This is a genomic window from Thioclava sp. F1Mire-8, from assembly GCF_002213165.1.
GTDB classification, from domain to species: Bacteria; Pseudomonadota; Alphaproteobacteria; order Rhodobacterales; family Rhodobacteraceae; genus Thioclava; species Thioclava nitratireducens.
Genome location: NZ_NBNY01000003.1, coordinates 143036 through 165357 on the forward strand (window position 1 = coordinate 143036; position 22322 = coordinate 165357).

The window sequence follows — 22322 nt, forward strand, 5'->3', positions numbered from 1 at the left end:
ACTGCAAAGGGAAAATCCCATGCCTTGGTTTCGGCGGGCACTTTATATCTTATGTCTTACCTTCACCCCGCTATCCGCGGCGGGACAGCCCCAGCTATGCGAGGCCGCCGCGAAACAAGCGTCGCGCGAAAGCGATGTGCCTTACGCGGTGCTCATGGCGATTTCGTTGAATGAGACGGGTCGCAAGGGAGCAGGCGGCTTCCAGCCCTGGCCCTGGACCGTGAACATGGAGGGCGCGGGACACTGGTTCGACTCCCGGGATTTGGCGCTGGCTTACGTATTCAAGGAATTCAAACGCGGCGCGCGAAGTTTCGATATCGGCTGTTTCCAGATCAACTTCAAATGGCATGGGCAGCATTTTTCTTCGATCGAAGACATGTTCGACCCGCTGACAAATGCACGATATGCGGCTCGGTTTCTGAAATCTCTCTATGCCGAAACTGGGGACTGGACGAAGGCTGCCGGGGTCTATCATTCGCGCACGCCGAAATATGCGAGGCGCTATTCTGAACGCTTCGCGCGTCTTCATGCCAAGCTCGCAGGCAAGGTCGAACCTGAAAAGGTGGTGAATACCTCCGCCACGCGGGCAACCGCCGGGGCGCCTGAGATTCCGGAGATCGTATTGGCACGAACCGAACCGTCGGCGCAAAGCAGGGATAACCAATATCCCCTCCTGCTTCGCTCGGAAGGAACAGAGCCTCCAGGCGTGGGCAGTGCTCCGGGAGCCTCGCTCTTCATCCGAGCCGCGCAAAAAGCGCGAGGGATGTGATGGCGTCGCCGCTCGTGCACCGTGCGTTTCAACCCACCATCATGCTGGCGCTCGCACTGATGGCGGTCATCGCGATGATGATCCTGCCGGTGCCCTCCTGGATTCTCGACATCGGCCTGGCGACCTCCTTCGCCCTCGCGATCCTGATCTTCACTGTCACCTTGTTCATCGAACGACCGCTCGATTTTTCCGCCTTTCCGACGATTCTTCTCGCAACGCTGATGTTGCGACTCTCGCTTAACGTTACCTCGACGAAACTCATCATCGGCAACGGCCATACAGGCACCGGCGCGGCGGGTGGCGTGATCGAGGGGTTCGCGAATTTCATCATGAGCGGCTCGGTCCTGATCGGGCTCGTCGTGTTCTGCGTGATCCTGATCGTGAATTTTATCGTGATCACGAAAGGCGCCGGGCGCATGGCAGAAGTCGGCGCGCGTTTCGCGCTCGACGCCATGCCGGGCAAGCAGCTTGCGATCGATAGCGACATGAATGCGGGCGCGATCGACCACGCCGAGGCGCGGGAGCGGCGCGAACGCGAACAGGCGGAAACCACTTTTTTCGGCTCGCTCGATGGCGCGTCCAAATTCGTGAAAGGAGACGCGGTCGCAGGGTTGTTGATCACGTTGCTCAACCTCGTCGTCGGTCTGACCATCGGCACGGTGGTGCATGGAATGCCGCTCGATCGCGCGCTCGAAACCTATGCGATCCTCACGGTCGGCGACGGCCTCGTCAGCCAGATACCCGCGGTCATCATCTCGATCGCAGCGGCGATCCTGCTTTCGCGTGGCGGCGCGAAAGGCTCCACCGATCTGGAATTGTTTCGCCAGCTTGGTAAATATCCGGCCGCGCTGACCACCGTGGCGGTCCTGATGGCGCTGTTCGGTCTCGTGCCGGGGCTGCCTTTCGTGCCCTTCACCGCGGGAGCCGTCCTCCTTGGCGGGGCTGCCTTCATGCTGCGGCGCGCAGAGCGGGCGCGCGCCCGGCGCGAGGCGATGAAGATGCCCACGCCCGAAACCGGGCCGAAACAGAAGTCCATGGGCGACGTGCTCGACATCGACGACATCCATGTCGAATTCGCCCCCGATCTGGTGAAGATGGCGCTCGATCCCGCCACAGGTCTCGACGCGCGGATTTCGAACATGCGCAACCATGTCGCGGCGAGTTTCGGGCTGATCCTGCCGGAAATTCGGTTGACCGACGACGCGACCTTGCCGCCTGGACATTACCGGATCCGCGTTCAGGGGGTGGAGCAGGCGCGCGACCGGCTGATGCCGGAGCATGTGCTGGCACTGATCGCGGACAATCGCGATTTCCTGCCCGACGGGGAAGAGGTGCGCGAACCCGTCTTCCACGCCCCAGCCCTTTGGGTGCCCGCTCATCAGCAGGAGGATGCGGCGCTCGCAGGCTCGACGGTGGTCGGGCCGACGGAGGTGCTCGCGACGCACCTTCTCGAGGTAATCAAGGCGAATTTCTCGCGTTTAATGACGTTACGGGCGTTGCGGCGGCTGCTAGACGAGGTCGCGAACCTCTCCGATCCGACGCGCGCGCAGGCCAATCGGCGCGTCCTCGACGAGTTGATACCCGACAAGGTTCCGATCGACCTGCTTCTAGCGGTCCTGCGCTTGCTGCTCGATGAACGGGTCTCGATCCGAAACCTTCTTTTGATCGTCGAGGCGATCTCGGAGGCCCGCCACCTGCAAACCCCGGAGCAGATTTGCGAGCACGTTCGCCAGCGTCTCGGTTTCCAGCTCGTCGCCGATCTGCGGCGCGACGACGGCACGATCCCCCTGATTCAACTGGCGCCCGATTGGGAGGAGCGGTTCGGCAAATACACGATCGGCGGCGACGCGAGCGGCGATGTCGCTTTACCGCCCGATCTGTTCAACAAACTCGCTGCGAATATCGCCGAAAAACTTGCTGGCGCGGCACAGGCGGGCACGTTCCCGGCGCTCGTCTCTTCGGGACGCAGGCGACGGTTTCTGCGCACCGTCATCAACGCAAAAGGTCTGAACGCGCCGGTTCTGAGCTACGAGGAAATTGGCCTCGAGGCGCGGCCCGCGATGGTCGGGCAGGTTCCGGCATGAGCCCGCCGCTTCTAGATCAACTCGCAGAGATTCTGCAGAAAACGCAAAGTTTTTTGCTGATAGGTTTCGTCATCTTGCTTCGGGTCGGCGGGATCGTCGCAATGGCCCCTGGATTTGGCGAAACCAGCCTGCCGGCGCGGATCAAGACCGGCGTCGCACTCGCGATAACGCTCGTGATGATCCCGGCTCTCGTCCCCAGGCTCGCCACTGTCGATCTTGGGGCAAGCCCGCCGATCTGGCTGATCTCGGAAATCGCGATCGGCCTGTTCCTTGGGTTCGGCTTGCGCGCTTTCGTCTTCGCCTTGCAGATTGCGGGCACGATGGCGGCACAGTCGAGCTCGCTCGCGCAACTGCTTGGCGGTATGAGCGGCGAGCCGCAACCCGCGATCGGAAACCTGCTGATGATCGCCGGAATCGCGGTGCTTATGAGCCTCGGGTTTCATGTCCGGCTCATCGAGTTCATGATCGGCACCTACGACGTTCTGCCCGTCGGCGAGTGGCCCAATCCCGAGGCATTGCGCAGCTGGGGCGTCTCGGGCATCGCGCAAGCGTTTTCGCTGGCCTTCACGCTTGCCGCCCCTTTCGCGGTCACCGGGTTGATCTACAACGTCGCGCTCGGCGCGATTAACCGTGCCATGCCGCAGCTCATGGTGGCTTTCGTCGGCGCTCCGGCGCTGACAGCGGGCGGGCTGATCCTGCTCGCGCTTTGCGCTCCGACCGCGATCGCGATCTGGCGCGAGGCGGTCATGGCCTTCCTCGCCAACCCGTTCGGAGCGGTGCGATGAGCGAGGACGAAGGCGGCGAAAAGGAATTCGCCCCGACACCGCACAAGCTGGAGGCCGCGCGTCGCAAGGGCGATCTGGTGCGCTCCTCCGATATTTCGGTCGCTGCCGTTTACGGCAGTTTTCTCGCGACGCTCTTTGGCCTTGGCATCTTCAGCCTCACGCGGTTCGGCAGCGGCGCGATGGCAATGCTCGATCGCGCCGATGAGATGGCCGCGCAGTTCTTCGGTGGCGGGACGGCCATGGGCGGGCGCGTGATCGGAGAACTCCTGCTGCCGCTCGCCCCGTTTTTCGTGGTGCCGATGGTCGCCGCGCTGGTCGCCTATTGGGCGCAACGCGCGGTCGTTGTCGCGCCTGACAAGATCCAACCGAAGCTCAACCGGATCAATCCGCTGAAAAATGCTGCGCAGAAATTCGGCCGCAGCGGATTGTTCGAATTCGCCAAGAGCGTGACGAAACTCGCCGTGATCGCGACGACTCTCTTTCTCTACCTCAGGGCGCGCGCGGAGCTGATCTTTCTGACGCAGCATCTCGAACCGGTGCAGATCGCGGGCGTGTTGTTTCGTATGATCGCCGAGTTCCTGATGATCGTAACCGCGCTCGCCGCAGCGATAGGCGTCGTCGACTATCTCTGGCAACGAGTGGAATTCCTGCGGCGCAACCGGATGACGCGCAAGGAACTGACCGACGAGATGAAGCAATCCGATGGCGACCCCCATCTCAAGGCGCAGCGGCGCCAGAAGGGGATGGAGCTTGCGATGCGGCAATCGGTTCCCGACACCGCCAAGGCCGACGTCGTGATCGTCAACCCGACCCACTATGCGGTCGCGCTGAAATGGAACCGCGCCTCGGGTCGCGCCCCGGTCTGCCTGTCGAAAGGGGTCGATGCGATCGCGGCGCGGATACGCGAAATCGCGGCGGAGAACGCGGTACCCTTGCATTCGGATCCACCGACCGCGCGCGCGCTCTTCGCGGCAATCGAGATCGGAGAGGAAATCCGTCCCGAGCATTACAAACCCGTCGCGGCCGCGATCCGCTTCGCGGAGAAGATGCGCAAGGCGGCGGGTAGAGGCGCGGCATGGCGCAAATGAGCAAACTGCAGGTCGCGCGTCTAACGAAACTCGCTCGGTTGACTCGCATGCAAAGCGAGGCGGAACTCGCCGCGCTCGCACGGCTGAACGCCCAGGCCCGCGCGCTCGATTTGCGCATTGCGAGCCTGCAAGCAGAAGAGCGGTCGAGCCGGGCGACGCTCGCGCTGGACCCGACATTCGGGCAAAACACGCTCGCTTATCTCCGGTATCTCTCGCTGGAAGAAACGCGGCTTCGCGCTGCGCGTGACGAGCTGAATCCCGCGATCGCGAAGCAGCATGACGCGACTGCACGCGCGGTCGGCCGACATGACGTCGTCACGAAACTCGGTCGCCCGAAACGCGAAATGCCCCGCTGAGGCGCGGAGGCTCTGGTTTTTCGCGGTGCGCCGCTGGGCGGCCTGCGCTCAACTGTCCTGACGCACGATATCAGAAACCAGAACCGCAAGAACACTCGGGCCCAGAATGTTGCGGGCCGTCTCGGTCAGGGCCCGGCGCAAGCGCGACATGTTCGCAGAATCGGTGAACAGACCCTGAAACCCGCCGGTATTCGCGTGATCGAACAGCACCTGCAGGAACGCATCACGCAGTTTCGGCTCGGCGCGATAAACGGCTTCGGTTTCGCCCGCCTTCACCTCGAGGCTCAGCGAAAGGATAACCATTCCGGAGATGTGCGACTCGGTCACCAGCGGCACGATGAACTGGTTGTTGAGCTTGACGAATTCGGAGGTGACCTCGCCTCCGGCGCCATTAGCGACGGCGACCGGGTCACCATGCGAGTCGGTTGCGGCAGCAGACTTGCCCGCCTCCGCCTCCGCAGCGGCGGGGGCCGTCGGGGGGGCTGCGGGCGGCGGAGCGGGACGCAGAAAATAGCCAGCCGCGCCACCGCCGGCGAGGCCGATCAGACCAAGGAGAAGCGGGAGAAGTTTGCCAAGCATCAAGGCACCTCAGAACGGCAAAAGAACATCGGCGATCTGCTGGCCGTAACGCGGCTGCTGCACATCGGTGATCTGCCCGCGCCCACCATAAGAAATCCGCGCCCCCGCGATCTTGTCATAGGTGATTTCGTTCTGGCGGCTCACATCCTCGGGGCGCACGAAGCCGGTGACGATCAACTCGCGCACTTCGAAATTCACTCGCACCTCCTGGCTCCCCTGAATGCGCAGCACGCCGTTCGGGAGTGTCTCGATGATCGTGGCGGCCACGCGAAGGGTCAGCTTCTCGTTGCGCGACACTCGCCCGTCGCCGGAATAGGAGGAGTTCGAATTGGTCGCGACGGCATTGGCCATGTTCGCTCCCGCAGGCAGCCGCTTGTCGATGCGCTGCGGAATGCCCAGCATCGAAGGCACCCCCATCGTTTCGGAGCCGTTACGCGAGCGGCCTGTGGAATTCGAGATTTCAGCCTTGTCGTTAATCTCTATCACAACCGTGAGAATGTCACCGCGCTGGGCGGCGCGCTGATCGCCCAGAAGCGAGTTGCGCGCGCCCGACCAAAGCGAAGCTTCCTGCTCGGGCGTGCGGGCCACGGTCGTGGCGGGCAGCGGCGAGGAGGCCATGGCATAGAACTCGTTCCCGCCTTCGACCGGCGTGAAATCGGGGGCCTTACCGACCTGTTCGAGCCGCCCGCAGGCGACAAGCGCAATCGAAAGAAGCAACAGTGCAGGAGATTTCATCGCGAATTCCTCTTTCGGGTCCCCTCATCTCGCGACATGGGCGGTTCCATCCGCGCCAAGCGTTGCGGACACCACGGTTTTGGAGGCCGCGTTCATCACGCGGATCGTCTCTCCGATCCCGGCACGGTCGAGCGCGCGGCCTTCGGTACGGATCTCAAGCGATCCGAGGCGGAACAGCAGCGGGATGATCTGGTTACGCTCGACGATCGCGGGTTGGCCGAGATCGCGCGCGCGGATCGGGCGCCCGGCATAGATCACCGTGCGCGTCTCGAGGCCGACGGCCTTCTCCGACCCGCTCAACGCCCCGACCACTTCGCCCGGCCGCAGCCCGACATCCGCCCGCGTGACGATCGTGCGCGCGCGCAAAGTGTGGAGCGCGACGAGCGTGTCCGCCGAAGCTTGGCCTGTCAAAAGGCCGGCTAGCGCAATCAGGATCGCCCGAAACAGCATCAGCGCACCTGCGTCGTTGCGCCGAGCATCTGGTCCGCGGCCGAAATCACCTTCGCGTTCAGCTCGTAGCCGCGCTGCGCCTTGATCAACTCCGTGATCTCGCGCACCGGATCGACCGAGCTTTCCTCCAGATAGCCCTGCCGCAGCGTGCCCAATTCGTCCGCGCCGGGCGTGTTCACGTTGGGTGGCCCCGAGGCCCCGGTTTCGAGAAACAGGTTCGAGCCCATCGCCTCGAGCCCTTTCTGGTTCGAGAAATTCGCGAGGGTGAACTGCCCCAATAGTTGCGGCGCCACCTGATTGCTGAAATAGGCATAGACCTCGCCCTGAGCGTTGATGGCGATCGCCCGAGCATCGTTCGGGATCGTCATCTCGGGCACGACCGGGTAGCCGTCGGAGGTCACGATCTGGCCTGTGCCGTTGCGTTTCAGCCCACCATCGCGCGTATAGGCGGAGATGCCCGATGGCAGCATCACCTCCAGATATCCATTGCCATCGATCGCGACGTCCAGATCGCCGCCCGTGGCGCTGAGCGAGCCCTGCGCGACATTGACCGTCACCGCGGTCGGGCGCACCCCGAGGCCGAGCTGAACGCCGGCGGGAATGGTCGTCCCGTCGGTCGCGTTGATCGTGCCAGGGCGGGTCGCCTGCTGATAGAAGAGATCGGCGAATTCGGCGCGGCGCGCATTGTAGCCGGTGGTCGACATGTTTGCGAGGTTGTTGGAAATCACCTCGACGCGCATCTGTTGCGCGCTCATGCCGGTGGCCGCGATCTGAAGCGCTCTCATGTCATGGTCTCCTGTTAGCGGGCGAGCGTCTGGATGACGCTGCGAATTCGTTCGTCTTCGCGTTCGAGAAAGGCCTGTCCCATTTCGTAGGCGCGCTGGACCTCGATCATGCGTGCGATCTCGGTGACCGGATCGACGTTGCTGTCTTCGAGAAAACCTTGCATCAGCACCGCGCCCTCGACGGGTTCGGCGCCCGCCTCGGCGGTGAACCGCGTGCCCCCGACGTGGCGCAATCCGTTGGGATCTGTGGGAAGATAGACGCCAACCTGCGCGATCGGCTGGCCATTGTTGGACAGCGTGCCATCGGCCGCGAGCGCGACCGAGCTCGCCCCGGACGGGATCGCCACCGGGGTGCCGCCGGAATCGAGGAGGCGATAGCCGTCGGGCGTCAACAACTCGCCCGCGGCGGAAGGAATGAAGCTTCCCGCCCGCGTCAGCTGATTGCCCTGCGGGGTCTCGATCATGAAGAACCCCTCGCCCTCGATCGCGAAGTCAAAGGCCCCCCCCGTCTGGGTCAGCCCCCCCTGGCTCCGGTCGATCATGCGGCCATGCGCGCGCGCCATCGACAGCGAAGGCTCGTTGCCCTCGAGCCCCGAAAGGTATTCGGAGAAGATCACCCCTTCGCGCCGGAAGCCCGTCGTCGAGACATTCGCGATGTTGTTGGCGACGGTGCGCATTTCGCGCATCAGGCCGGATTGCCGCGTCAGCGTGGCATAGATCGCGTTATCCATCTTAGCCCCCGGCGATGATCGGCAGGAGGGTGCGGGTGAAGAACTCCACCAGCTTTTCCGACATGAAACTCATCGACACCCAGAACACGACGAGCATCGCGCCCACTTTCGGCACGAATGTCAGCGTCATTTCCTGCACCGAGGTCAACGCTTGAAAGAGGCCGATCGTCACCCCGGCGACGAGGGCGACCGACAGCAGCGGCGCCGCGATCAGCACGGCGATCCACAGGCCCTGCCGGAGCGTGTCGAAGAAGATCGCGTCCTGCATCACACCGGCATCCTGAGAATTTCCTGATAGGCCTCGACGACCTTGTTGCGGACGGTCACCGCGGTCTCGATCGCGAGTTCACTCTGCGCGAGGGCCTGCACCAGCGCGTGCGGATCGGCCTTGCCCGTCATTGCAGATTTGGCGGCGTCTTCGCCTGCCTTTACCGCATCGACGAAAGAACTCGCCGCCTGTTCGAAAAGGGGGCCCGGCCCGGAACCACCCGTTTTCGGCGGGACAGCGGCCCGGGCCTGGGCGTAGCTTTGCGTTGCAAGGGAGGTGTTCAAATCCATTCTAGATCTCCTCGGTCCTTAGCGGCGAAGCAGTTCGAGCAGGGAGGCCGACATTTGCCGGGCCTGATCGAACATGCGCAAATTCGCCTCGTAGCTGCGCTGCGCTTCGCGCGCGTCAGCGATTTCGACCACCAGATCGACATTCGAGCCGTCGTAGTAGCCGTTCTCGTCGGCCATCGGATGGCCACGATCGTAAATACGTGTGAGTTCCGTACGGTCGAGCCGGACCGGGCCGAGCGCAACCTCCCCGGTTCGTCCGCCCGCCTCGACGACCTCCTCGAAGGCCGCCATCTTGCGGCGGTAGCCGGGGGTGTCGGCATTCGCGATATTTTCGGAACTGTGCCGAAGCCGCATCGCCTGCGCTTTCATGCCCGAGGCGGAGAGCGCCATGGATTGGGTGAAATCGGTCATCCTCATCCCCTCCCAAGCGAACTGCGCAAGATGTTGAGTGAGGAGCGGTAGATCGCGAGCGACAGGTCATGCTCGCGCTTCACCTCGACCGAGCGGACCATCTCCTCTTCCAGCGAAACGGCATTGCCATCGGGCGAGGTCACCCCGGGGGAGGCGAGCGGTTCCGGTCCGGTCGTGATCGTCGACGCGGCGCCGATATGGCCGGGCCGCGTCGCGCGCAGGTCGCCGCCGACCTCGCTACGATAGAGGTCTTCGAAAGGCGGCAGATCCCGCGCCGCGTAGCCGGGCGTGTCCGCATTGGCGATATTTTCCGCAACCGCGTTCTGACGGGCTGCTGCGTGTCGGGCCATCGCACTGGCCATTTTCATGATCTCAATCTTCTCGAACATCGGGGCTTCTCCTCCGAGCTATCAACCAAGCTTTAAGAGCGAATCGTTTAGAAAACCTTTCGAGAACATCGGAGGCCAGAATGGCATTTGCGGGATTCGACCTGTTGCACGCCGAAATGCGCGCTATCGCCCGCGCCCACGCCGTCGGGCGCGTGCGCGAGGTGCGACGCGGGATGATCGAGGTCAGCGGTCTGGCCCGTTCGGCGGCCCTTGGCGACCGCGCGACGATTCGCTGCCAAAGCGGGCGCGAGATCGGCGCGGAAGTTCTGTCGCTGACGCGCGGGGCGGTCACCGTGCTGCCCGACGGAGCCGCCGATGGCGTGGCGATCGACGACGAGGTGGAGCTGCTCGGTCAGGGCGGGATCGCTCCGCATGACAGCTGGGTCGGGCGCATCATCGACCCGTTCGGAAAGCCGCTCGACGGGCAACCGCTGATCCACGGCGCGCGCGAGCGCGAATTGCGCGCAAGCCCTCCGCCTGCCGCCCAGCGCAAGCGGTTGGGCGGCCGGTTGGAGACGTCACTCGCCGCTTTCGACACGATGCTGCCATTGGTCCAAGGCCAAAGGGTCGGCCTTTTCGCGGGATCGGGCGTCGGAAAATCCTCGCTATTGGCGAGTTTCGCGCGCGGGGTGTCTGCCGATATCGTCGTCATCGCGCTGATCGGCGAACGCGGCCGGGAATTGCGGGAATTCGTCGAAAAGACCCTTGGCCCGGAGGGGATGGCCCGCGCGGTGATCGTCGCCGCAACCTCGGATCAATCGCCGCTGGTGCGCCGTCGCTGCGCCTGGGCCGCGATGGCCGTGGCCGAGCATTTCCGCGATGCGGGCCAGCACGTGCTGTTCCTCGCCAACTCGATCACGCGCTTTGCCGAAGCCCATCGTGAGGTCGCTTTGGCCGGGGGCGAGCCCGCATCGCTGCGCGGCTATCCGCCCTCGACCTCCTATCAGATCATGGCCTTGGGCGAGCGCGCGGGCCCCGGCGCCGAGGGTCAGGGCGACATCACCGGTATCTTCTCGGTCCTCGTGGCCGGTTCCGATATGGACGAGCCGATCGCCGATATCCTGCGCGGCGTGCTCGACGGGCATGTCGTGCTGGAGCGCGAGATTGCGGAGCGTGGGCGCTTCCCGGCGATCAATATGCTGCGTTCGGTCTCGCGCTCGCTGCCCGACGCGGCGGATCCCGAGGAAAACCGGCTGATCGGCAAGGCGCGCAGCCTGCTCGGCGCCTATGACCGGGCCGAGATGATGATTCAGGCGGGGCTATATGCGGAAGGCTCGGACCCACGCATCGACGCGGCGATCAAGGTCTGGCCCGAGCTGGACGCCTTCATTGCCGAACCCGCCCCCGACGGCAACGCGGGCAGTTTCGCGCGGCTGCGCACGATCCTGTCGCAGGTGCCGGGATAGGGTCTACATCAGGTCCCAAAGCAGCTTCGCGGCCAGCAACGTCGAGGTCGTCACCAGCAGCGGCTTGATCAGCCGCGCGCCCACCCGCATCGCAAGCCGCGAGCCCAGCCGCGCCCCGGCGATCTGCGCCAGCCCCATCGCGATGCCGAGCACCCAGAGCGGCGAGCCGACCAGCAGGAACCCCGTCAGCCCCCCGATATTCGACGAGAAGTTCAGCAGTTTCGTATGTGCCGTCGCCTTGAGCACGCCGTAACCCGCCAGCGTCACGAAACCGATCATGAAGAACGAGCCCGTCCCCGGCCCGATCAGACCGTCGTAAAAGCCGATCACCGGCACGAAAGCGGCGGTGAACAGGCCGGGCCGAATACGCTGCACCCGGTCCGTGTCGTCCAAACCCGGCCGCAACGCGAAAAACGCGGCGATTGCGACGAGGATGAACGGCAGGGCGATCTCGATCTTGTCGGTCGGGATGCGCGACACGAGAAGCGCCCCCGCGAGCCCTCCGAGGAACCCGATCACGGCGGCCAACAGCTGTTTTCGCAGCACCACATGGCCCGAAGCCGCGTAGGAAATCGCCGCCGTCGCCGCGCCGAACGTGCCCTGAATCTTGTTCGTCGCGAGCGACTGAACCGGCGGCACGCCCGCCAGCAAAAGCGCCGGCACCGTGATCAGCCCGCCGCCGCCCGCGATGGAATCGACCACCCCCGCCGCGAAAGCCGCGCCGATCAGCATCACCACCAGATCGAGAGGAAGTTCAAACATTTGCACCCCGGTCAGAAGACAGCCGCCTCTTGTCCTGCCCACGCCGCGAAAAGTAAAGCCGTTGCCTCAACGGGGCCGCAGCCGCTATCACCGACCCATAGCCTTGCGGAAGACCCAGATGACCCACTCGCGCCCCGAAACCGTACCCCTCTCCGCGAAGGCCGCGTCGTGATCGCGCGGACCCACCGATATGCGCCGCTCGACGCTTTTGCGGCCCCTGCGAAACCCTATTCCCAGATCTGGCGCGGGATGCTTGGGCTGGGCGTGATCGTCGCCTTCTACCTGCTCAGCGGCTGGGCGATGATCCTGTTCTTCTCCTCGGTGCTCGACGATTTTTCGATGCTCAGGCTGTTTCAGGAAATCGCCCATGGTTCGACCCCGCGCGGCCTCGCCATCCTGCTTGCAACCTTCGCGCCGCTTCTGATCGCGACCTTCCTCGTCAGCCGCCACTTGCACCACCGCGCGGCGGCGACGTTGTTCGGAAAGCAGAGCCTCTCGACATTTGCGAAGGTGCTGCCGACGCTGTTGCTCTTTGCTTGTTTCTCTTTCGCGCTCACCCAGCTCAGCGAATCCACGGCCCGCTCCAATTCGCTGATGAACGTGCTGGGCTGGGCGCCAATCGCACTGCCGCTTCTGTTCGTCCAGATCGCCACCGAAGAGGTCCTGTTTCGCGGCTACCTGCTGCAGCAGCTCGCAGCGCGCTGGCGCAGCCCCCTGGTCTGGATGGTCCTGCCCTCGACGCTCTTCGGGGCGCTCCACTATTCGCCCGGCACTTATGGCAGTAACGCGTTCTGGCCCGCGCTCTGGGCCTTCGGCTTCGGCTGCCTCGCGAGCGACCTGACCGCGCGCACCGGCAATCTCGGGGCCGCCCTCGCGCTGCATTTCGCCAATAACTTCGGCTCGCTTTTCCTTGTGGGCTTCTACGGTCAGCTCGACGGGCTGGCGCTCTACACGATCGTGATCAATACGCGCGACTTGTGGGACCTCTTGCCGTGGCTCGTTCTCGACATGCTGCACCTGTTGATCGCGTGGCTGTTGATCCGCCTCACCCTGCGCGTCTGATTGCAATTCACGCAGGGGCGGCGTATTTCAAGCCAAACCGACCCGCCCCAGCGAGAGGCTCTTACGATGAACTGGATCACCAATTACGTCCGTCCTCGGATTAACTCGCTGTTTTCGCGCCGCGAAGTGCCCGAGAACCTTTGGACGAAATGTCCCGAGTGCGGGACGATGCTGTTCCACCGGGAGCTGTCGGACAATCTGAACGTCTGCACCAATTGCGACCATCACCTCGCGATTACGCCCCGCGTGCGCTTCGAGGCGCTGTTCGACGGTGGCATCTTCTCCGAAGTGAAAGTGCCCGAACCGATCGCCGATCCGCTGCATTTCAAGGATCAGAAACGCTATCCGGACCGGATGAAGGCGGCACAGAAATCGACCGGCGAGAAAGAGGCGATGCTGGTGGCCGAGGGCGAGATCGGGCGCACGCCGATCGTCGCGGCCGCGCAAGACTTCACCTTCATGGGCGGCTCGATGGGCATGTATGTCGGCAACGCGATCATCGCGGCGGCCGAGCGTGCGGTGAAGCTCAAACGTCCGCTGGTGCTGTTCTCGGCGGCTGGCGGCGCGCGGATGCAGGAAGGTATCCTGTCGCTGATGCAGATGCCGCGCACCACTGTCGCCGTGCAGATGCTCAAGGAAGCGGGCCTTCCCTATATCGTCGTTCTGACCCATCCGACGACCGGCGGCGTGACCGCCTCCTACGCGATGCTGGGCGACGTGCATATCGCCGAACCCAACGCGCTGATCTGCTTCGCGGGCCCGCGCGTGATCGAACAGACGATCCGCGAAAAGCTGCCCGAAGGCTTCCAGCGCGCGGAATATCTGCTCGATCACGGGATGCTCGACCGCGTGACGCATCGCATGAAGATGCGCGACGAGCTGATCACTATCCTGCGCATGCTGATGAACCTGCCGCCTGCGGTGAAGGGCGATCTGCCCGCGCCGGAGAAGGCCCCCGAGGTAGCGGTCGCCGAGGCAGCTCCCGAGGCCGAGGCGAAGCCCAAGACCTGATCTTCGTATTGGCTGAAATATCCCGGGGGGCGGCGCCAGCCGCGGGGGCAGCGTCCCCTCTCCGGTCCGCCATCTGAGGCCGGAGGGGCCGATGACACAAAGCTCCGATGACATTCTCGACCGCCTGATGGCGCTGCATCCCAAGGTCATCGACCTGTCGCTCGACCGGATGGAGCGGTTGCTGGGGGACCTCGACCATCCCGAGCGCGACCTGCCGCCGGTGATCCATATCGCGGGCACCAATGGCAAGGGCTCGACCCAGGCGATGATCCGGGCCGGGCTGGAGGCTGCTGGCAAGCGCGTCCACGCCTATACCTCGCCGCATCTTGCGCGCTTCCACGAACGTATCCGGATCGCCGGAGCGCTGATCTCAGAGGACGATCTGGCCGCGCTTCTCGATGAGGTCGAGGCGGCGAATGGCGGCAAGCCGATCACCTTCTTCGAGGTGACGACGGCGGCGGCGCTTCTGGCCTTCGCGCGGACGCCTGCGGATTACACGCTCCTCGAAGTGGGTCTCGGCGGGCGGCTCGACGCGACCAATGTGATCGACAAACCCGCGCTGAGCATCATCACGCCGGTCTCGATCGACCATCAGCAATTCCTTGGCGAGACGCTGGCCGAGATCGCGGGCGAGAAGGCCGGGATCCTCAAGCGCGGCGTGGCCTGCGTGGTCGGTCCCCAGCAGGAGGGGGCGCTCGACGTGATCGAGGCGCGGGCGGAAAAGCTCGGCGCGCCGCTTCTGGTGCATGGCCAGCATTGGCAGGTCTGGGAAGAGCGCGACCGGTTGATCTTTCAGGACGAGAACGGCTTGCTCGATCTGCCGCTGCCGAACCTGCCCGGCCCGCATCAGATCGCGAATGCCGGGGCAGCGCTCGCGGCGCTGCGGCACCTGGGCTTTGACGAAGCCGCCTGCGAGGCAGCCGTGACGAAGGCCGAATGGCCCGCGCGGATGCAACGGCTGCGCCACGGACCGTTGGTCGACGGCGCGCCCGAAGCCGAGGTCTGGCTCGATGGCGGCCATAACCCGGCGGCGGGCGACATGATCGCGAAGACGCTGGGCACGCTGCCGCAGCGCCCGACCCACCTGATCTGCGGCATGCTGAATACCAAGGACGTGACCGGGTATCTGCGTCCCCTGGCCCCTCACGCAGCGAGCCTTCTAGCCGTGTCCATCCCTGGCGAGGCGAACACCCTCTCGGCGGAAGACACCGCCGAAGCGGCGCGCGCGGTCGGCATCGAGGCACGCCCGGCGGCCTCGGTCGGCTCGGCCATCGCGGGGATCGTCGCGATCCATCCGCATGCCCGCATCCTGATCTGCGGCTCGCTCTATCTCGCGGGCCGGGTGCTGCGCGAGAACGGCTGAAGCTGCGGCCTTGCACGAGCTCTGTGCGAGTATGCCGGTGGCTCACCTGCGCCCGCGCCCCTATCTTCGCGTGAACAGGAAAGGAGACCACCATGCAGCTTGAGCTTGGGATCGACACGTTCGGCGATGTGACGCGCGGCGAGGACGGCCTGCTGCGCAGCCATGCCGAGGTGATCCGCGACACGCTGGCCGAAGGCGAGCTCGCCGATCAGGTCGGGCTCGATTACATCGGTCTGGGCGAACATCACCGCCCCGATTTCGCAATCTCCTCGACCGAGCCGATCCTCTCTGCGATCCTCGCGCGCACCGAAAAGATCAAGGCGGGCACCTCCGTGACGGTGCTGTCCTCGGACGATCCGATCCGCGTGTTCCAGCGCTTCGCCACTCTGAACGCGCTGGCGCCGGGGCGGGCAGAGATCACCATAGGGCGCGGCTCCTTTACCGAGAGCTTCCCGCTCTTCGGGCTCGACCTGAACGATTACGAGGCGCTGTTCACCGAGAAATCGCAGATCCTGCACCTGCTCGCGACGCAGGAGAAGGTCAGCTTCGATGCGCAGATGCGCCCGCCGCTGAAGAACGTCACCGTCTATCCGCGCCCCGAGACGCCGCTGCAGATCTGGCGCGGGGTCGGTGGCTCGCCGCAATCGGTGGTCGAGACCGCCGCGATGCAGATGGATCTGATGCTGGCGATCATCGGCGGGGATTCGACCCGGTTCAAACCGCATGTCGACCTCTATCACCGCGCGCATGAGCAGCTTGGCACCAAGCCCGGCAAGATCGGTGTCCACTCTCCCGGCCATATCGCCGAGACCGACGAGAACGCGCAGGAAGAGTTCTACGAAGGCTACGCGCGGATGCATGACATGATCGGGCGCTCGCGCGGTTGGCCGCCATTCCGGCGCGAGGCCTACCTGTCGGAGATCGAGCATGGCTCGCTCTATGTCGGCAGCCCGGAAACCGTAGCGCGCAAGATCGCGCGGACGGTGAAAGCCTTGGGTCTGTCGCGATTCACGCTGAAATACAGCGGCGGGCCGCAGAACCCCGCGCATCTGCGCAAGACGATCGAGCTTTACGGCACCAAGGTGCGCCCGCTTCTGGCGGAGATGCTGGCTTAAGCCTCCGCCGCCCAGCCGTCTGCCTGCATCTCGCGCAGGCGGCTGGCGGTGCGCTCGAATTCGAACGTGCCTTCGCCTTCGACGTAAAGCCGCTCGGGCTCGTCCGCGGCCGAACAGATCAGCCGGACCTTGGCCTCGTAGAGCGCGTCGATCAGCGTGACGAAGCGCTTCGCCTCGTTGAAGTTGGAGGCCGAGAGCAGCGGGATATCATCGAGCAACAGCACCTTCACCGCATCCGCGATGGCGAGGTAATCCGCAGGACCCAGCGGCTGCGCGCAGAGATCCCAGAAGCTCGCACGACCGACCCCGTTGTGGAAATGCGGGATTTCGACCGTGCGTCCCTTCACCGGGATATCGAGCTTGCCGTGATGATCGCCCCCGGTCAGCTCGTCCCAAAGCGCATCCATCTTCGCGCGCGCCTCGCGGCCCGCCGGTGTGAAATAGACCTGCTGCCCGGCCAGACGGTTCTGACGATAGTCGTTTTCGGAGGCCAACTCGTAGACGTCGAGCTTCTCGCGGATCAGCCCGATGAAGGGCAGGAATAGCTGCCGGTTGAGTCCGTTCTTGTAGAGGTCCTCGGGCACGCGGTTCGACGTCGTAACGATAGTCACGCCACGCTCGAACAGAGCCTCGAAGAGACGCCCCACGATCATCGCATCGGCAATGTCCGTGATCTGCATCTCGTCGAAGCACAGCAGCCGCAGCGAGCCCGCCACCTCTTCGGCCACGGGGCGCATCGCATCCACGGTATTGGCGCGGCGCGCATCGTCGAGTTTGCCTTGGACTTCCTGCATGAAGGCGTGGAAATGCACCCGGCGTTTCGGCACGTCGGTCTGGCCGAAGAACAGGTCCATCAGCATGGATTTCCCGCGCCCGACACCGCCCCAGATATAGAGGCCGCGCACGCCTTCGACCGGCTTGATCTTGCGCTTGAAGAAGCCGCGTTTCACCGGCTCGGCGGCGGGGGCATTTTCCAGCGCGCGGCGCACGCGCTCCAGTTCGGGCAAAATGGAGCGTTGGGCGGGATCGGGGTTGAGGTCCCCGTTATCCACCATGGACTCGTAAAACTCGGGCAGGCTGCGTTTCATGACGTTCCGATATAGCGCGCTCACGGGATTGAAAAGCCCCGCGGCTTGCGCGAGCATCCGATCCGGAGGAGGACCCCATGGCCAAGGAATTACCGCTGCTCGGCGCTGCGCTGAGCCTCGATATGCTCGCGCATCATCGCGACTGGATCGTCGCCGATCAGCGCGATCTGGAATTGCAGAGCTTCTGCTGGCCGAACGCGACGGATGCGGACCTGCGCAAGATGGTGGCACGCGCGAAAGACCTGCTCGACGGCTATACCGGACGGCTGGGGCTGCATGGGCCGTTCACCTCCTTCAACATCGACTGCGCCGACCCGGAGATCGTCGAGATCATTCGCGCCCGGATGCTGCGTGTGCTGGAGATCACGGCGGAACTGGGCGGTGATCAGATGGTGATCCACTCGCCCTACACCCTCTGGAAGGAGGCCGATCTGGAGCAGAACCCCGCGAACGCGTTCATTCAGGTCGAACGCGTGCGCTATGTCCTCACCCCGGTGATCGAAAGGGCAGAGGAACTGGGCGTGACGCTGGTCATCGAGAATTGCGAGGACATCACGCCGAACCTTCGCGTCGAACTGGCCGCGAAGATGAAGAGCGAAGCGGTGAAGGTTTCGCTCGATACGGGCCATGCGCAGTTCATGCATCGCAGCTGCGGCGCGCCGCCGGTCGATGTGTTCGTCCATGCGGCGGGCGCGGCGCTGGAGCATGTCCACCTGCAGGATATCGACGGCTATGGCGACCGCCACTGGCACCCGGGCGAGGGCACGATCGCGTGGCATTCGGTGTTCAAGGCGCTTGGCAAGCTGCCCAAGATGCCTCGCCTGATCCTCGAAGTGAATGACGAGATTGGGGTGAGAAAAGGCGCGGAATATCTGGAGTCTCTGGGACTGGCGCGGTAACGGCTACGTGCGGCCCCGGCCCTCTCCTTGTGAAGGGTGAGGGCAAAGCGTAATCTCTGCGCCGCAGAAAAGCCGACAGGAGTTCACATGGCCAAAAAGACCCCGCAACGTCTTCACCTCGTCTTCGGCGGCGAGCTGGTGACCCCGAGCCGCACCGAATTCAAGAATGTCGACGATATCCATATCGTCGGGATGTATCCGAACTACGCTTCCGCCTATGCCGCGTGGAAGGCCGAGGCGCAGCGTACCGTCGACGACGCCCACACCCGCTACTTCATCGCGCACCTGCATCGCCTGCGCGACGAAGAGCTCGAGGTTTCGACCACCGAAGAGCTCGGCAGCTAAGGCTGGCATGGCGGGCTCTCTTCCTCTCTGGCTCAGACTGCGGCTCTCGGCCCTGCGTCCTGCGGGACCCAAGGCGAAAGCCGCGGTCGAGGCCGGTCAGGGGGAAGATCGCGCCGACGCCCCGCTACTGTGGATCTGGGCTGCGGGGACATGCGCGGAGGCCGCCGGGCTGGTCGCGCGCAGGGTCGCGGCGCGGATGCCCGATATCCGCATCGCGATGACGGTGCGCGGCTCGGAGAGCGCGCCGGATGGGCTGCCCGATCAGGTTTTCCTGCGCGCCGCCCCCGAGGATCGCCCGGCCTCCGTCCGTCTCGTGCTGGATGCGTGGCGCCCCGATCTCGTGCTCATCATGGATGAAACGCTGCCCGCCGCCCTGATCGCGGAGACGCAAACCCGCGGTATCGCCAGCGTGCTGGCCGACGCGAAATTCGGCGGGCAGGACGGTCTGCGGCTCGACGATGTCTCGCTGGCGCTGCTGGGCCGAATCGACCGCATTTACCTGCGAGACGAGGCGAGCCTAGAACGGGTGGACGACCGATTGAGCGGCCCGGTAATCGTGGTCAATGATGGCGCGCTCGGCGAGCCACCGCAGCCGCTTCACGGGTCCGAGGCCGAGCGCGCCTCGATGGCCGAGTCGATGGGCGCGCGTCCGGTCTGGCTGGCCGCAGCCGTGCCCGAGGCCGAAGTCGGCCCGGTGACGGCGGCCCATCGCTACGCTCAGCGCCACGCGCATCGGCTGCTGCTTCTGCTCGTGCCGGATGATGAATCCCAAGGCGAAACCCTTGCCGCGCAACTGACCGCCGAGGGCTGGTCGGTCGCGCGCCGCTCTCTCGAGGGCGAGCCGGAACTGACGACCGAGATTTTCATCGCGGACGACGCGCAGGAATACGGGCTGTGGTATCGGCTCGCCGCGCTCAGCTACATGGGCGGCACTTTGTCGGGGACCGCACAGTCGCCGCGCTCACCGGTCGAGGCGGCGGCACTTGGCTCGGCGATCCTGCATGGCCCGAAACTTGCGCCTTTCCGCGAGGATTACCTGCGGCTCGAGGCCGCGAAAGCCTGTCGCGGCGTCGTGGTGCCGGAGGATCTGCCCGAAGTGGTGGCCGACCTGATCGCGCCCGAACGCTCCGCCCAACTCGCCCATAACGCCTGGGCCGTGACGTCTGGCGGGGCCGGTGCGGTGGAGACCATCGCCCGCGATCTTGCCGAGATCCTGTCGGGCACTCAGCCCGCAAGGGTGGCGTGATGGGCGCGCCCGGTTTCTGGTTCAACGCCCCCGATGCGCCAGGCCTGCGGGCGCGGCTGCTGTCTCCGCTTGGGGCAATCTACGCAGCGATGACGAAGCGGCGCGTGGCGCAGCCGGGTCTGAGGCTCGACGTGCCGGTGATCTCGGCCGGCAATATCAACGCGGGCGGGACGGGCAAGACGCCGACGGTGATCTGGCTGGTGCAGCGGCTGGCGGCACGCGGTGTGACGGCGCATGTAGTCACACGCGGCTATGGCGGATCGCTCGAAGGGCCGGTGCGGGTCGACGAGCGCAGCCACCGCGCCGAAGAGACCGGGGACGAGCCGTTGCTGCTTTCCGCCTTCGCACCGGTCTGGGTCGCGCGAGACCGCGCTGCCGGGGCGAGCGCCGCGGTCGCCGCCGGGGCACAGGTGATCGTTCTGGACGACGCCCATCAGAACCCCACGCTGGAGAAAGACCTCTCCATCGTGGTGGTCGACGCCCATAAGGGTTTCGGCAACGGGCGGTGTCTGCCCGCCGGACCGCTGCGCGAACCGATCGAGGCTGGGATGGCCCGCGCGGACTTCCTGCTGTCTATCGGACCGGAGACCGCACAAGAAGATTTCACGAATTTCTGGGGTTCCAGAATTTCGAAACCGCACCTGACGGGCCAACTCGCGCCGCTGCAGACGGGCATGGATTGGGAAGGGCTTCCAGTCCTCGCCTTCGCGGGCATCGGCCATCCCGAGAAATTCTTCGCCACGCTGCGCGGTCTCGGGGCTAACCTGCTGCGCGGCGAGGCGCTGGAAGATCATCAGCCTTTCACAACGCGCCTCTTGCAGCGGATCGAGACGGAGGCCGACATGCTCGGCGCGCAGATGGTCACGACCGAGAAGGATGCGGTGCGCCTGCCCGAAAGCTTCCGTCCGAAGGTTCTCGCGCTGCCCGTGCGGCTTGCGATCGACGACTCCGCAGAACTCGACGCCGCGCTCGACCAACTCGGGATATGAGAAAGGCCGGCCCCGCGGGACCGGCCTTCGCTTGATCTGTACAAAAGCTCAGTTGGCTTGCTTCGCCAGCTCGTCGTCGAGAATCTTCTTGAAGTCGTCCCAAGCCATGTTGGAATGCTTCTCGCCATCGATGATGAAGGTCGGCGTCGCGTCGATCTTGTCGTCGCCCGCGTTCTTCTGGAAGGTCGCGACCATCTTCTCAGCGCGCTTCTCGTCGTTCATGCAGGCGGTGACCTGATCGTTGCTCAGCCCGGCCTGCAGGCCGATCTTGCGTAGATTGTCCGCGATGGTCTGCGGCTTGCCGTCGCCGATCCACTCCTTCTGCTTGTTATAGATCATGTCCGAGATCGCGTAATATTTCGGGTCGCCGCCGCACTGCGCGATCAGACCCGCCCAGACGCCGAACTTGTCGAAATAGACTTCACGCTGGATGAACTTCACCTTGCCGGTATCGATGTAGTTCTTCTTCAGTTGCGGATACTCGACCTTGTGCCATTCCGCACAGTGCGGGCAGGTGAAGGAGGCGTATTCGATCACCGTGACCGGCGCATCTTCCTGACCGAGAACCACGTCGGGCAGAGTCTCGACATCTTTGCTCGCCGTGGCTTCCTGCGCTTGCGCCGCAGTGATCAGGCTCGCTTCGCTATGCTGGCTGGCGTACCAGCCGCCCGTAGCGAGGAGGCCCATAACGGCCGCGCCGCCGAGGATCGAAAGAGTTTTGCTCATTTATCTGCCTTTCTTCTGTCCAGCCCGCTCTGCGGACTTCGATAGAACGTTTCTTGCCAGTTCTTCCAGCGCCGATTTCAGACCGGCATCGCTACATTCCGCAACGCGCGCCTTCGCTTCTTCGATGATACGGGGATCGGGCGCCTTGGGTTCAGGTTTCGGTTTCGGTGCGAATTGCGCCTGACCATCGGCAAAGCCGGTCGGCGCCGTCTGCGTCAGCGAGATACGCGAGATCGCGTTATAGCCGTAGCAGGCATTCACCTTGTCACGGATTTGCGGCAGCTGCATCTGCAGCATCGGCGCCGCCGCCCCGGTGGTCAGCAGGGTAAGGGTCGCCCCGAAGCCGCCTTTCGTGTAGCCGATCTTCACCGGGCGGCATTGCGCGGCCGTCTCAGGACCCACGACTTCGGCCCAATGGGTCAGCAGACGCGACACCGCGAAACCCCGCGCTTCGCCCGCGGCTCGGATCCGGTTACGCAGCAGCCCGCCCGCGGCTTCAAAGCCACGCATCCGCCGATCCGGCGTCTTTTGCGGGTCGCTTTTACTCATTCGGGGCGGTTCCTCTTGATCCATCCCATTCTAGGCAGCAC

At 64.6% G+C, this 22322-nt stretch carries 27 protein-coding genes; 14 read left to right on the plus strand and 13 right to left on the minus strand.

The window, feature by feature from the left end:
- The first annotated feature begins 19 nt into the window (after positions 1 to 19).
- The 5 genes from B6V75_RS12085 to B6V75_RS12105 are packed head-to-tail and all read left to right on the plus strand — an operon-like array spanning position 20 to position 5082.
- Positions 20 to 769 carry a transglycosylase SLT domain-containing protein gene (locus B6V75_RS12085; protein WP_088719865.1) on the plus strand — a complete coding sequence of 250 codons (750 nt, stop codon included), beginning with the start codon at positions 20 to 22 and terminating at the stop codon, positions 767 to 769.
- Positions 769 to 2853: a flagellar biosynthesis protein FlhA gene (flhA, locus tag B6V75_RS12090; protein WP_075775264.1), complete on the plus strand. Its 2085-nt coding sequence runs from the start codon at positions 769 to 771 to the stop codon at positions 2851 to 2853. The genes B6V75_RS12085 and flhA overlap by 1 nt, the downstream gene beginning before the upstream one ends.
- Positions 2850 to 3638, plus strand: a complete 789-nt coding sequence (locus B6V75_RS12095; protein ID WP_088719866.1) for a flagellar biosynthetic protein FliR — start codon at positions 2850 to 2852, stop codon at positions 3636 to 3638. Before flhA ends, B6V75_RS12095 begins: the two co-directional genes overlap by 4 nt.
- Positions 3635 to 4726 (plus strand): flagellar type III secretion system protein FlhB, encoded by a 1092-nt coding sequence (locus B6V75_RS12100; protein WP_088719867.1) that lies wholly within the window; start codon positions 3635 to 3637, stop codon positions 4724 to 4726. The genes B6V75_RS12095 and B6V75_RS12100 overlap by 4 nt, the downstream gene beginning before the upstream one ends.
- Positions 4714 to 5082, plus strand: a complete 369-nt coding sequence (locus B6V75_RS12105; RefSeq protein WP_075775261.1) for a hypothetical protein — start codon at positions 4714 to 4716, stop codon at positions 5080 to 5082. Before B6V75_RS12100 ends, B6V75_RS12105 begins: the two co-directional genes overlap by 13 nt.
- 48 nt (positions 5083 to 5130) lie before the next feature.
- Here B6V75_RS12105 and B6V75_RS12110 read toward each other — a convergent pair whose 3' ends face one another.
- The 9 genes from B6V75_RS12110 to B6V75_RS12150 are packed head-to-tail and all read right to left on the minus strand — an operon-like array spanning position 5131 to position 9720.
- Positions 5131 to 5661, minus strand: coding sequence for a flagellar basal body-associated FliL family protein (locus B6V75_RS12110; RefSeq protein ID WP_075775260.1), 531 nt, complete (start codon positions 5659 to 5661; stop codon positions 5131 to 5133).
- A gap of 9 nt (positions 5662 to 5670) precedes the next feature.
- Positions 5671 to 6396, minus strand: coding sequence for a flagellar basal body L-ring protein FlgH (flgH, locus tag B6V75_RS12115; protein ID WP_088719869.1), 726 nt, complete (start codon positions 6394 to 6396; stop codon positions 5671 to 5673).
- 24 nt (positions 6397 to 6420) lie between these two features.
- The gene (flgA, locus tag B6V75_RS12120; RefSeq protein WP_088719870.1) at positions 6421 to 6846 is read right to left on the minus strand and encodes a flagellar basal body P-ring formation chaperone FlgA; all 426 of its coding nucleotides are present in this window, start codon (positions 6844 to 6846) and stop codon (positions 6421 to 6423) included.
- Positions 6846 to 7631: a flagellar basal-body rod protein FlgG gene (gene flgG / locus B6V75_RS12125; protein WP_088719871.1), complete on the minus strand. Its 786-nt coding sequence runs from the start codon at positions 7629 to 7631 to the stop codon at positions 6846 to 6848. The genes flgA and flgG overlap by 1 nt, the downstream gene beginning before the upstream one ends.
- Before the next feature lie 14 nt (positions 7632 to 7645).
- Positions 7646 to 8362: a flagellar hook-basal body complex protein gene (locus B6V75_RS12130; protein ID WP_088719872.1), complete on the minus strand. Its 717-nt coding sequence runs from the start codon at positions 8360 to 8362 to the stop codon at positions 7646 to 7648.
- A 1-nt stretch (position 8363) separates the two neighbouring features.
- On the minus strand, positions 8364 to 8630 hold the full coding sequence (locus tag B6V75_RS12135) for a flagellar biosynthetic protein FliQ (RefSeq protein WP_088719873.1): 267 nt from the start codon (positions 8628 to 8630) through the stop codon (positions 8364 to 8366).
- Complete coding sequence (gene fliE / locus B6V75_RS12140; protein ID WP_088719874.1) at positions 8630 to 8920, minus strand: flagellar hook-basal body complex protein FliE; 291 nt, start codon at positions 8918 to 8920, stop codon at positions 8630 to 8632. The genes B6V75_RS12135 and fliE overlap by 1 nt, the downstream gene beginning before the upstream one ends.
- An 18-nt stretch (positions 8921 to 8938) precedes the next feature.
- The gene (gene flgC, locus B6V75_RS12145; protein WP_088719875.1) at positions 8939 to 9331 is read right to left on the minus strand and encodes a flagellar basal body rod protein FlgC; all 393 of its coding nucleotides are present in this window, start codon (positions 9329 to 9331) and stop codon (positions 8939 to 8941) included.
- 2 nt (positions 9332 to 9333) lie between these two features.
- Positions 9334 to 9720, minus strand: a complete 387-nt coding sequence (locus B6V75_RS12150) for a FlgB family protein (RefSeq protein WP_088719876.1) — start codon at positions 9718 to 9720, stop codon at positions 9334 to 9336.
- A gap of 80 nt (positions 9721 to 9800) precedes the next feature.
- Between B6V75_RS12150 and B6V75_RS12155 the strand changes: the two genes are divergently transcribed.
- The gene (locus B6V75_RS12155) at positions 9801 to 11126 is read left to right on the plus strand and encodes a FliI/YscN family ATPase (protein ID WP_088719877.1); all 1326 of its coding nucleotides are present in this window, start codon (positions 9801 to 9803) and stop codon (positions 11124 to 11126) included.
- 3 nt (positions 11127 to 11129) lie between these two features.
- On the opposite strand, the gene B6V75_RS12160 is transcribed toward B6V75_RS12155, so the two are convergent.
- Positions 11130 to 11888, minus strand: a complete 759-nt coding sequence (locus B6V75_RS12160; protein WP_075775250.1) for a TSUP family transporter — start codon at positions 11886 to 11888, stop codon at positions 11130 to 11132.
- A gap of 168 nt (positions 11889 to 12056) precedes the next feature.
- Here B6V75_RS12160 and B6V75_RS12165 point away from each other — a divergent pair, with 168 nt between their 5' ends.
- The 4 genes from B6V75_RS12165 (at position 12057) to B6V75_RS12180 (ending at position 16439) form a co-directional block, all read left to right on the plus strand.
- Entirely contained in the window at positions 12057 to 12950 is an 894-nt protein-coding gene (locus B6V75_RS12165) for a type II CAAX endopeptidase family protein (protein ID WP_088719878.1), read from the plus strand.
- Between the two features lie 66 nt (positions 12951 to 13016).
- The gene (gene accD / locus B6V75_RS12170; protein ID WP_075775248.1) at positions 13017 to 13961 is read left to right on the plus strand and encodes an acetyl-CoA carboxylase, carboxyltransferase subunit beta; all 945 of its coding nucleotides are present in this window, start codon (positions 13017 to 13019) and stop codon (positions 13959 to 13961) included.
- Between the two features lie 91 nt (positions 13962 to 14052).
- Positions 14053 to 15324 carry a folylpolyglutamate synthase/dihydrofolate synthase family protein gene (locus B6V75_RS12175; RefSeq protein ID WP_088719879.1) on the plus strand — a complete coding sequence of 424 codons (1272 nt, stop codon included), beginning with the start codon at positions 14053 to 14055 and terminating at the stop codon, positions 15322 to 15324.
- Positions 15325 to 15416: 92 nt separating this feature from the next.
- Positions 15417 to 16439 (plus strand): LLM class flavin-dependent oxidoreductase, encoded by a 1023-nt coding sequence (locus B6V75_RS12180; protein WP_088719880.1) that lies wholly within the window; start codon positions 15417 to 15419, stop codon positions 16437 to 16439.
- Here the strand turns inward: B6V75_RS12180 and zapE are convergent.
- A complete protein-coding gene (gene zapE / locus B6V75_RS12185) occupies positions 16436 to 17527 on the minus strand; it encodes a cell division protein ZapE (protein WP_088720037.1) in 1092 nt (363 codons plus the stop codon). The genes B6V75_RS12180 and zapE overlap by 4 nt on opposite strands.
- Before the next feature lie 77 nt (positions 17528 to 17604).
- On the opposite strand from zapE, the gene B6V75_RS12190 reads away from it, so the two are divergent.
- From B6V75_RS12190 to lpxK, 4 genes are all read left to right on the plus strand, one after another.
- Positions 17605 to 18426, plus strand: a complete 822-nt coding sequence (locus B6V75_RS12190) for a sugar phosphate isomerase/epimerase family protein (RefSeq protein ID WP_088719881.1) — start codon at positions 17605 to 17607, stop codon at positions 18424 to 18426.
- A gap of 87 nt (positions 18427 to 18513) precedes the next feature.
- Complete coding sequence (locus B6V75_RS12195; RefSeq protein WP_075775244.1) at positions 18514 to 18771, plus strand: DUF4170 domain-containing protein; 258 nt, start codon at positions 18514 to 18516, stop codon at positions 18769 to 18771.
- A gap of 7 nt (positions 18772 to 18778) precedes the next feature.
- Positions 18779 to 20017 carry a glycosyltransferase N-terminal domain-containing protein gene (locus B6V75_RS12200; RefSeq protein ID WP_075775243.1) on the plus strand — a complete coding sequence of 413 codons (1239 nt, stop codon included), beginning with the start codon at positions 18779 to 18781 and terminating at the stop codon, positions 20015 to 20017.
- The gene (gene lpxK / locus B6V75_RS12205; protein ID WP_088719882.1) at positions 20017 to 21006 is read left to right on the plus strand and encodes a tetraacyldisaccharide 4'-kinase; all 990 of its coding nucleotides are present in this window, start codon (positions 20017 to 20019) and stop codon (positions 21004 to 21006) included. Before B6V75_RS12200 ends, lpxK begins: the two co-directional genes overlap by 1 nt.
- A 48-nt stretch (positions 21007 to 21054) precedes the next feature.
- On the opposite strand, the gene B6V75_RS12210 is transcribed toward lpxK, so the two are convergent.
- Together B6V75_RS12210 and B6V75_RS12215 are read right to left on the minus strand one after the other, a co-directional pair.
- Entirely contained in the window at positions 21055 to 21732 is a 678-nt protein-coding gene (locus tag B6V75_RS12210) for a DsbA family protein (RefSeq protein WP_075775241.1), read from the minus strand.
- Positions 21733 to 22281, minus strand: coding sequence for a DUF721 domain-containing protein (locus B6V75_RS12215; protein WP_075775240.1), 549 nt, complete (start codon positions 22279 to 22281; stop codon positions 21733 to 21735). It lies immediately after the preceding gene.
- Positions 22282 to 22322: the final 41 nt, after the last annotated feature.

Bases quoted from the DNA above. Each gene is read 5' to 3' on its own strand.
- B6V75_RS12085 (WP_088719865.1), top strand. From the start codon at position 20: ATGCCTTGGTTTCGGCGGGCACTTTATATCTTATGTCTTACCTTCACC.
- flhA (WP_075775264.1), top strand. From the start codon at position 769: ATGGCGTCGCCGCTCGTGCACCGTGCGTTTCAACCCACCATCATGCTG.
- B6V75_RS12095 (WP_088719866.1), top strand. From the start codon at position 2,850: ATGAGCCCGCCGCTTCTAGATCAACTCGCAGAGATTCTGCAGAAAACG.
- B6V75_RS12100 (WP_088719867.1), top strand. From the start codon at position 3,635: ATGAGCGAGGACGAAGGCGGCGAAAAGGAATTCGCCCCGACACCGCAC.
- B6V75_RS12105 (WP_075775261.1), top strand. From the start codon at position 4,714: ATGGCGCAAATGAGCAAACTGCAGGTCGCGCGTCTAACGAAACTCGCT.
- B6V75_RS12110 (WP_075775260.1), bottom strand. From the start codon at position 5,661: ATGCTTGGCAAACTTCTCCCGCTTCTCCTTGGTCTGATCGGCCTCGCC.
- flgH (WP_088719869.1), bottom strand. From the start codon at position 6,396: ATGAAATCTCCTGCACTGTTGCTTCTTTCGATTGCGCTTGTCGCCTGC.
- flgA (WP_088719870.1), bottom strand. From the start codon at position 6,846: ATGCTGTTTCGGGCGATCCTGATTGCGCTAGCCGGCCTTTTGACAGGC.
- flgG (WP_088719871.1), bottom strand. From the start codon at position 7,631: ATGAGAGCGCTTCAGATCGCGGCCACCGGCATGAGCGCGCAACAGATG.
- B6V75_RS12130 (WP_088719872.1), bottom strand. From the start codon at position 8,362: ATGGATAACGCGATCTATGCCACGCTGACGCGGCAATCCGGCCTGATG.
- B6V75_RS12135 (WP_088719873.1), bottom strand. From the start codon at position 8,630: ATGCAGGACGCGATCTTCTTCGACACGCTCCGGCAGGGCCTGTGGATC.
- fliE (WP_088719874.1), bottom strand. From the start codon at position 8,920: ATGGATTTGAACACCTCCCTTGCAACGCAAAGCTACGCCCAGGCCCGG.
- flgC (WP_088719875.1), bottom strand. From the start codon at position 9,331: ATGACCGATTTCACCCAATCCATGGCGCTCTCCGCCTCGGGCATGAAA.
- B6V75_RS12150 (WP_088719876.1), bottom strand. From the start codon at position 9,720: ATGTTCGAGAAGATTGAGATCATGAAAATGGCCAGTGCGATGGCCCGA.
- B6V75_RS12155 (WP_088719877.1), top strand. From the start codon at position 9,801: ATGGCATTTGCGGGATTCGACCTGTTGCACGCCGAAATGCGCGCTATC.
- B6V75_RS12160 (WP_075775250.1), bottom strand. From the start codon at position 11,888: ATGTTTGAACTTCCTCTCGATCTGGTGGTGATGCTGATCGGCGCGGCT.
- accD (WP_075775248.1), top strand. From the start codon at position 13,017: ATGAACTGGATCACCAATTACGTCCGTCCTCGGATTAACTCGCTGTTT.
- B6V75_RS12175 (WP_088719879.1), top strand. From the start codon at position 14,053: ATGACACAAAGCTCCGATGACATTCTCGACCGCCTGATGGCGCTGCAT.
- B6V75_RS12180 (WP_088719880.1), top strand. From the start codon at position 15,417: ATGCAGCTTGAGCTTGGGATCGACACGTTCGGCGATGTGACGCGCGGC.
- zapE (WP_088720037.1), bottom strand. From the start codon at position 17,527: ATGAAACGCAGCCTGCCCGAGTTTTACGAGTCCATGGTGGATAACGGG.
- B6V75_RS12190 (WP_088719881.1), top strand. From the start codon at position 17,605: ATGGCCAAGGAATTACCGCTGCTCGGCGCTGCGCTGAGCCTCGATATG.
- B6V75_RS12195 (WP_075775244.1), top strand. From the start codon at position 18,514: ATGGCCAAAAAGACCCCGCAACGTCTTCACCTCGTCTTCGGCGGCGAG.
- B6V75_RS12200 (WP_075775243.1), top strand. From the start codon at position 18,779: ATGGCGGGCTCTCTTCCTCTCTGGCTCAGACTGCGGCTCTCGGCCCTG.
- lpxK (WP_088719882.1), top strand. From the start codon at position 20,017: ATGGGCGCGCCCGGTTTCTGGTTCAACGCCCCCGATGCGCCAGGCCTG.
- B6V75_RS12210 (WP_075775241.1), bottom strand. From the start codon at position 21,732: ATGAGCAAAACTCTTTCGATCCTCGGCGGCGCGGCCGTTATGGGCCTC.
- B6V75_RS12215 (WP_075775240.1), bottom strand. From the start codon at position 22,281: ATGAGTAAAAGCGACCCGCAAAAGACGCCGGATCGGCGGATGCGTGGC.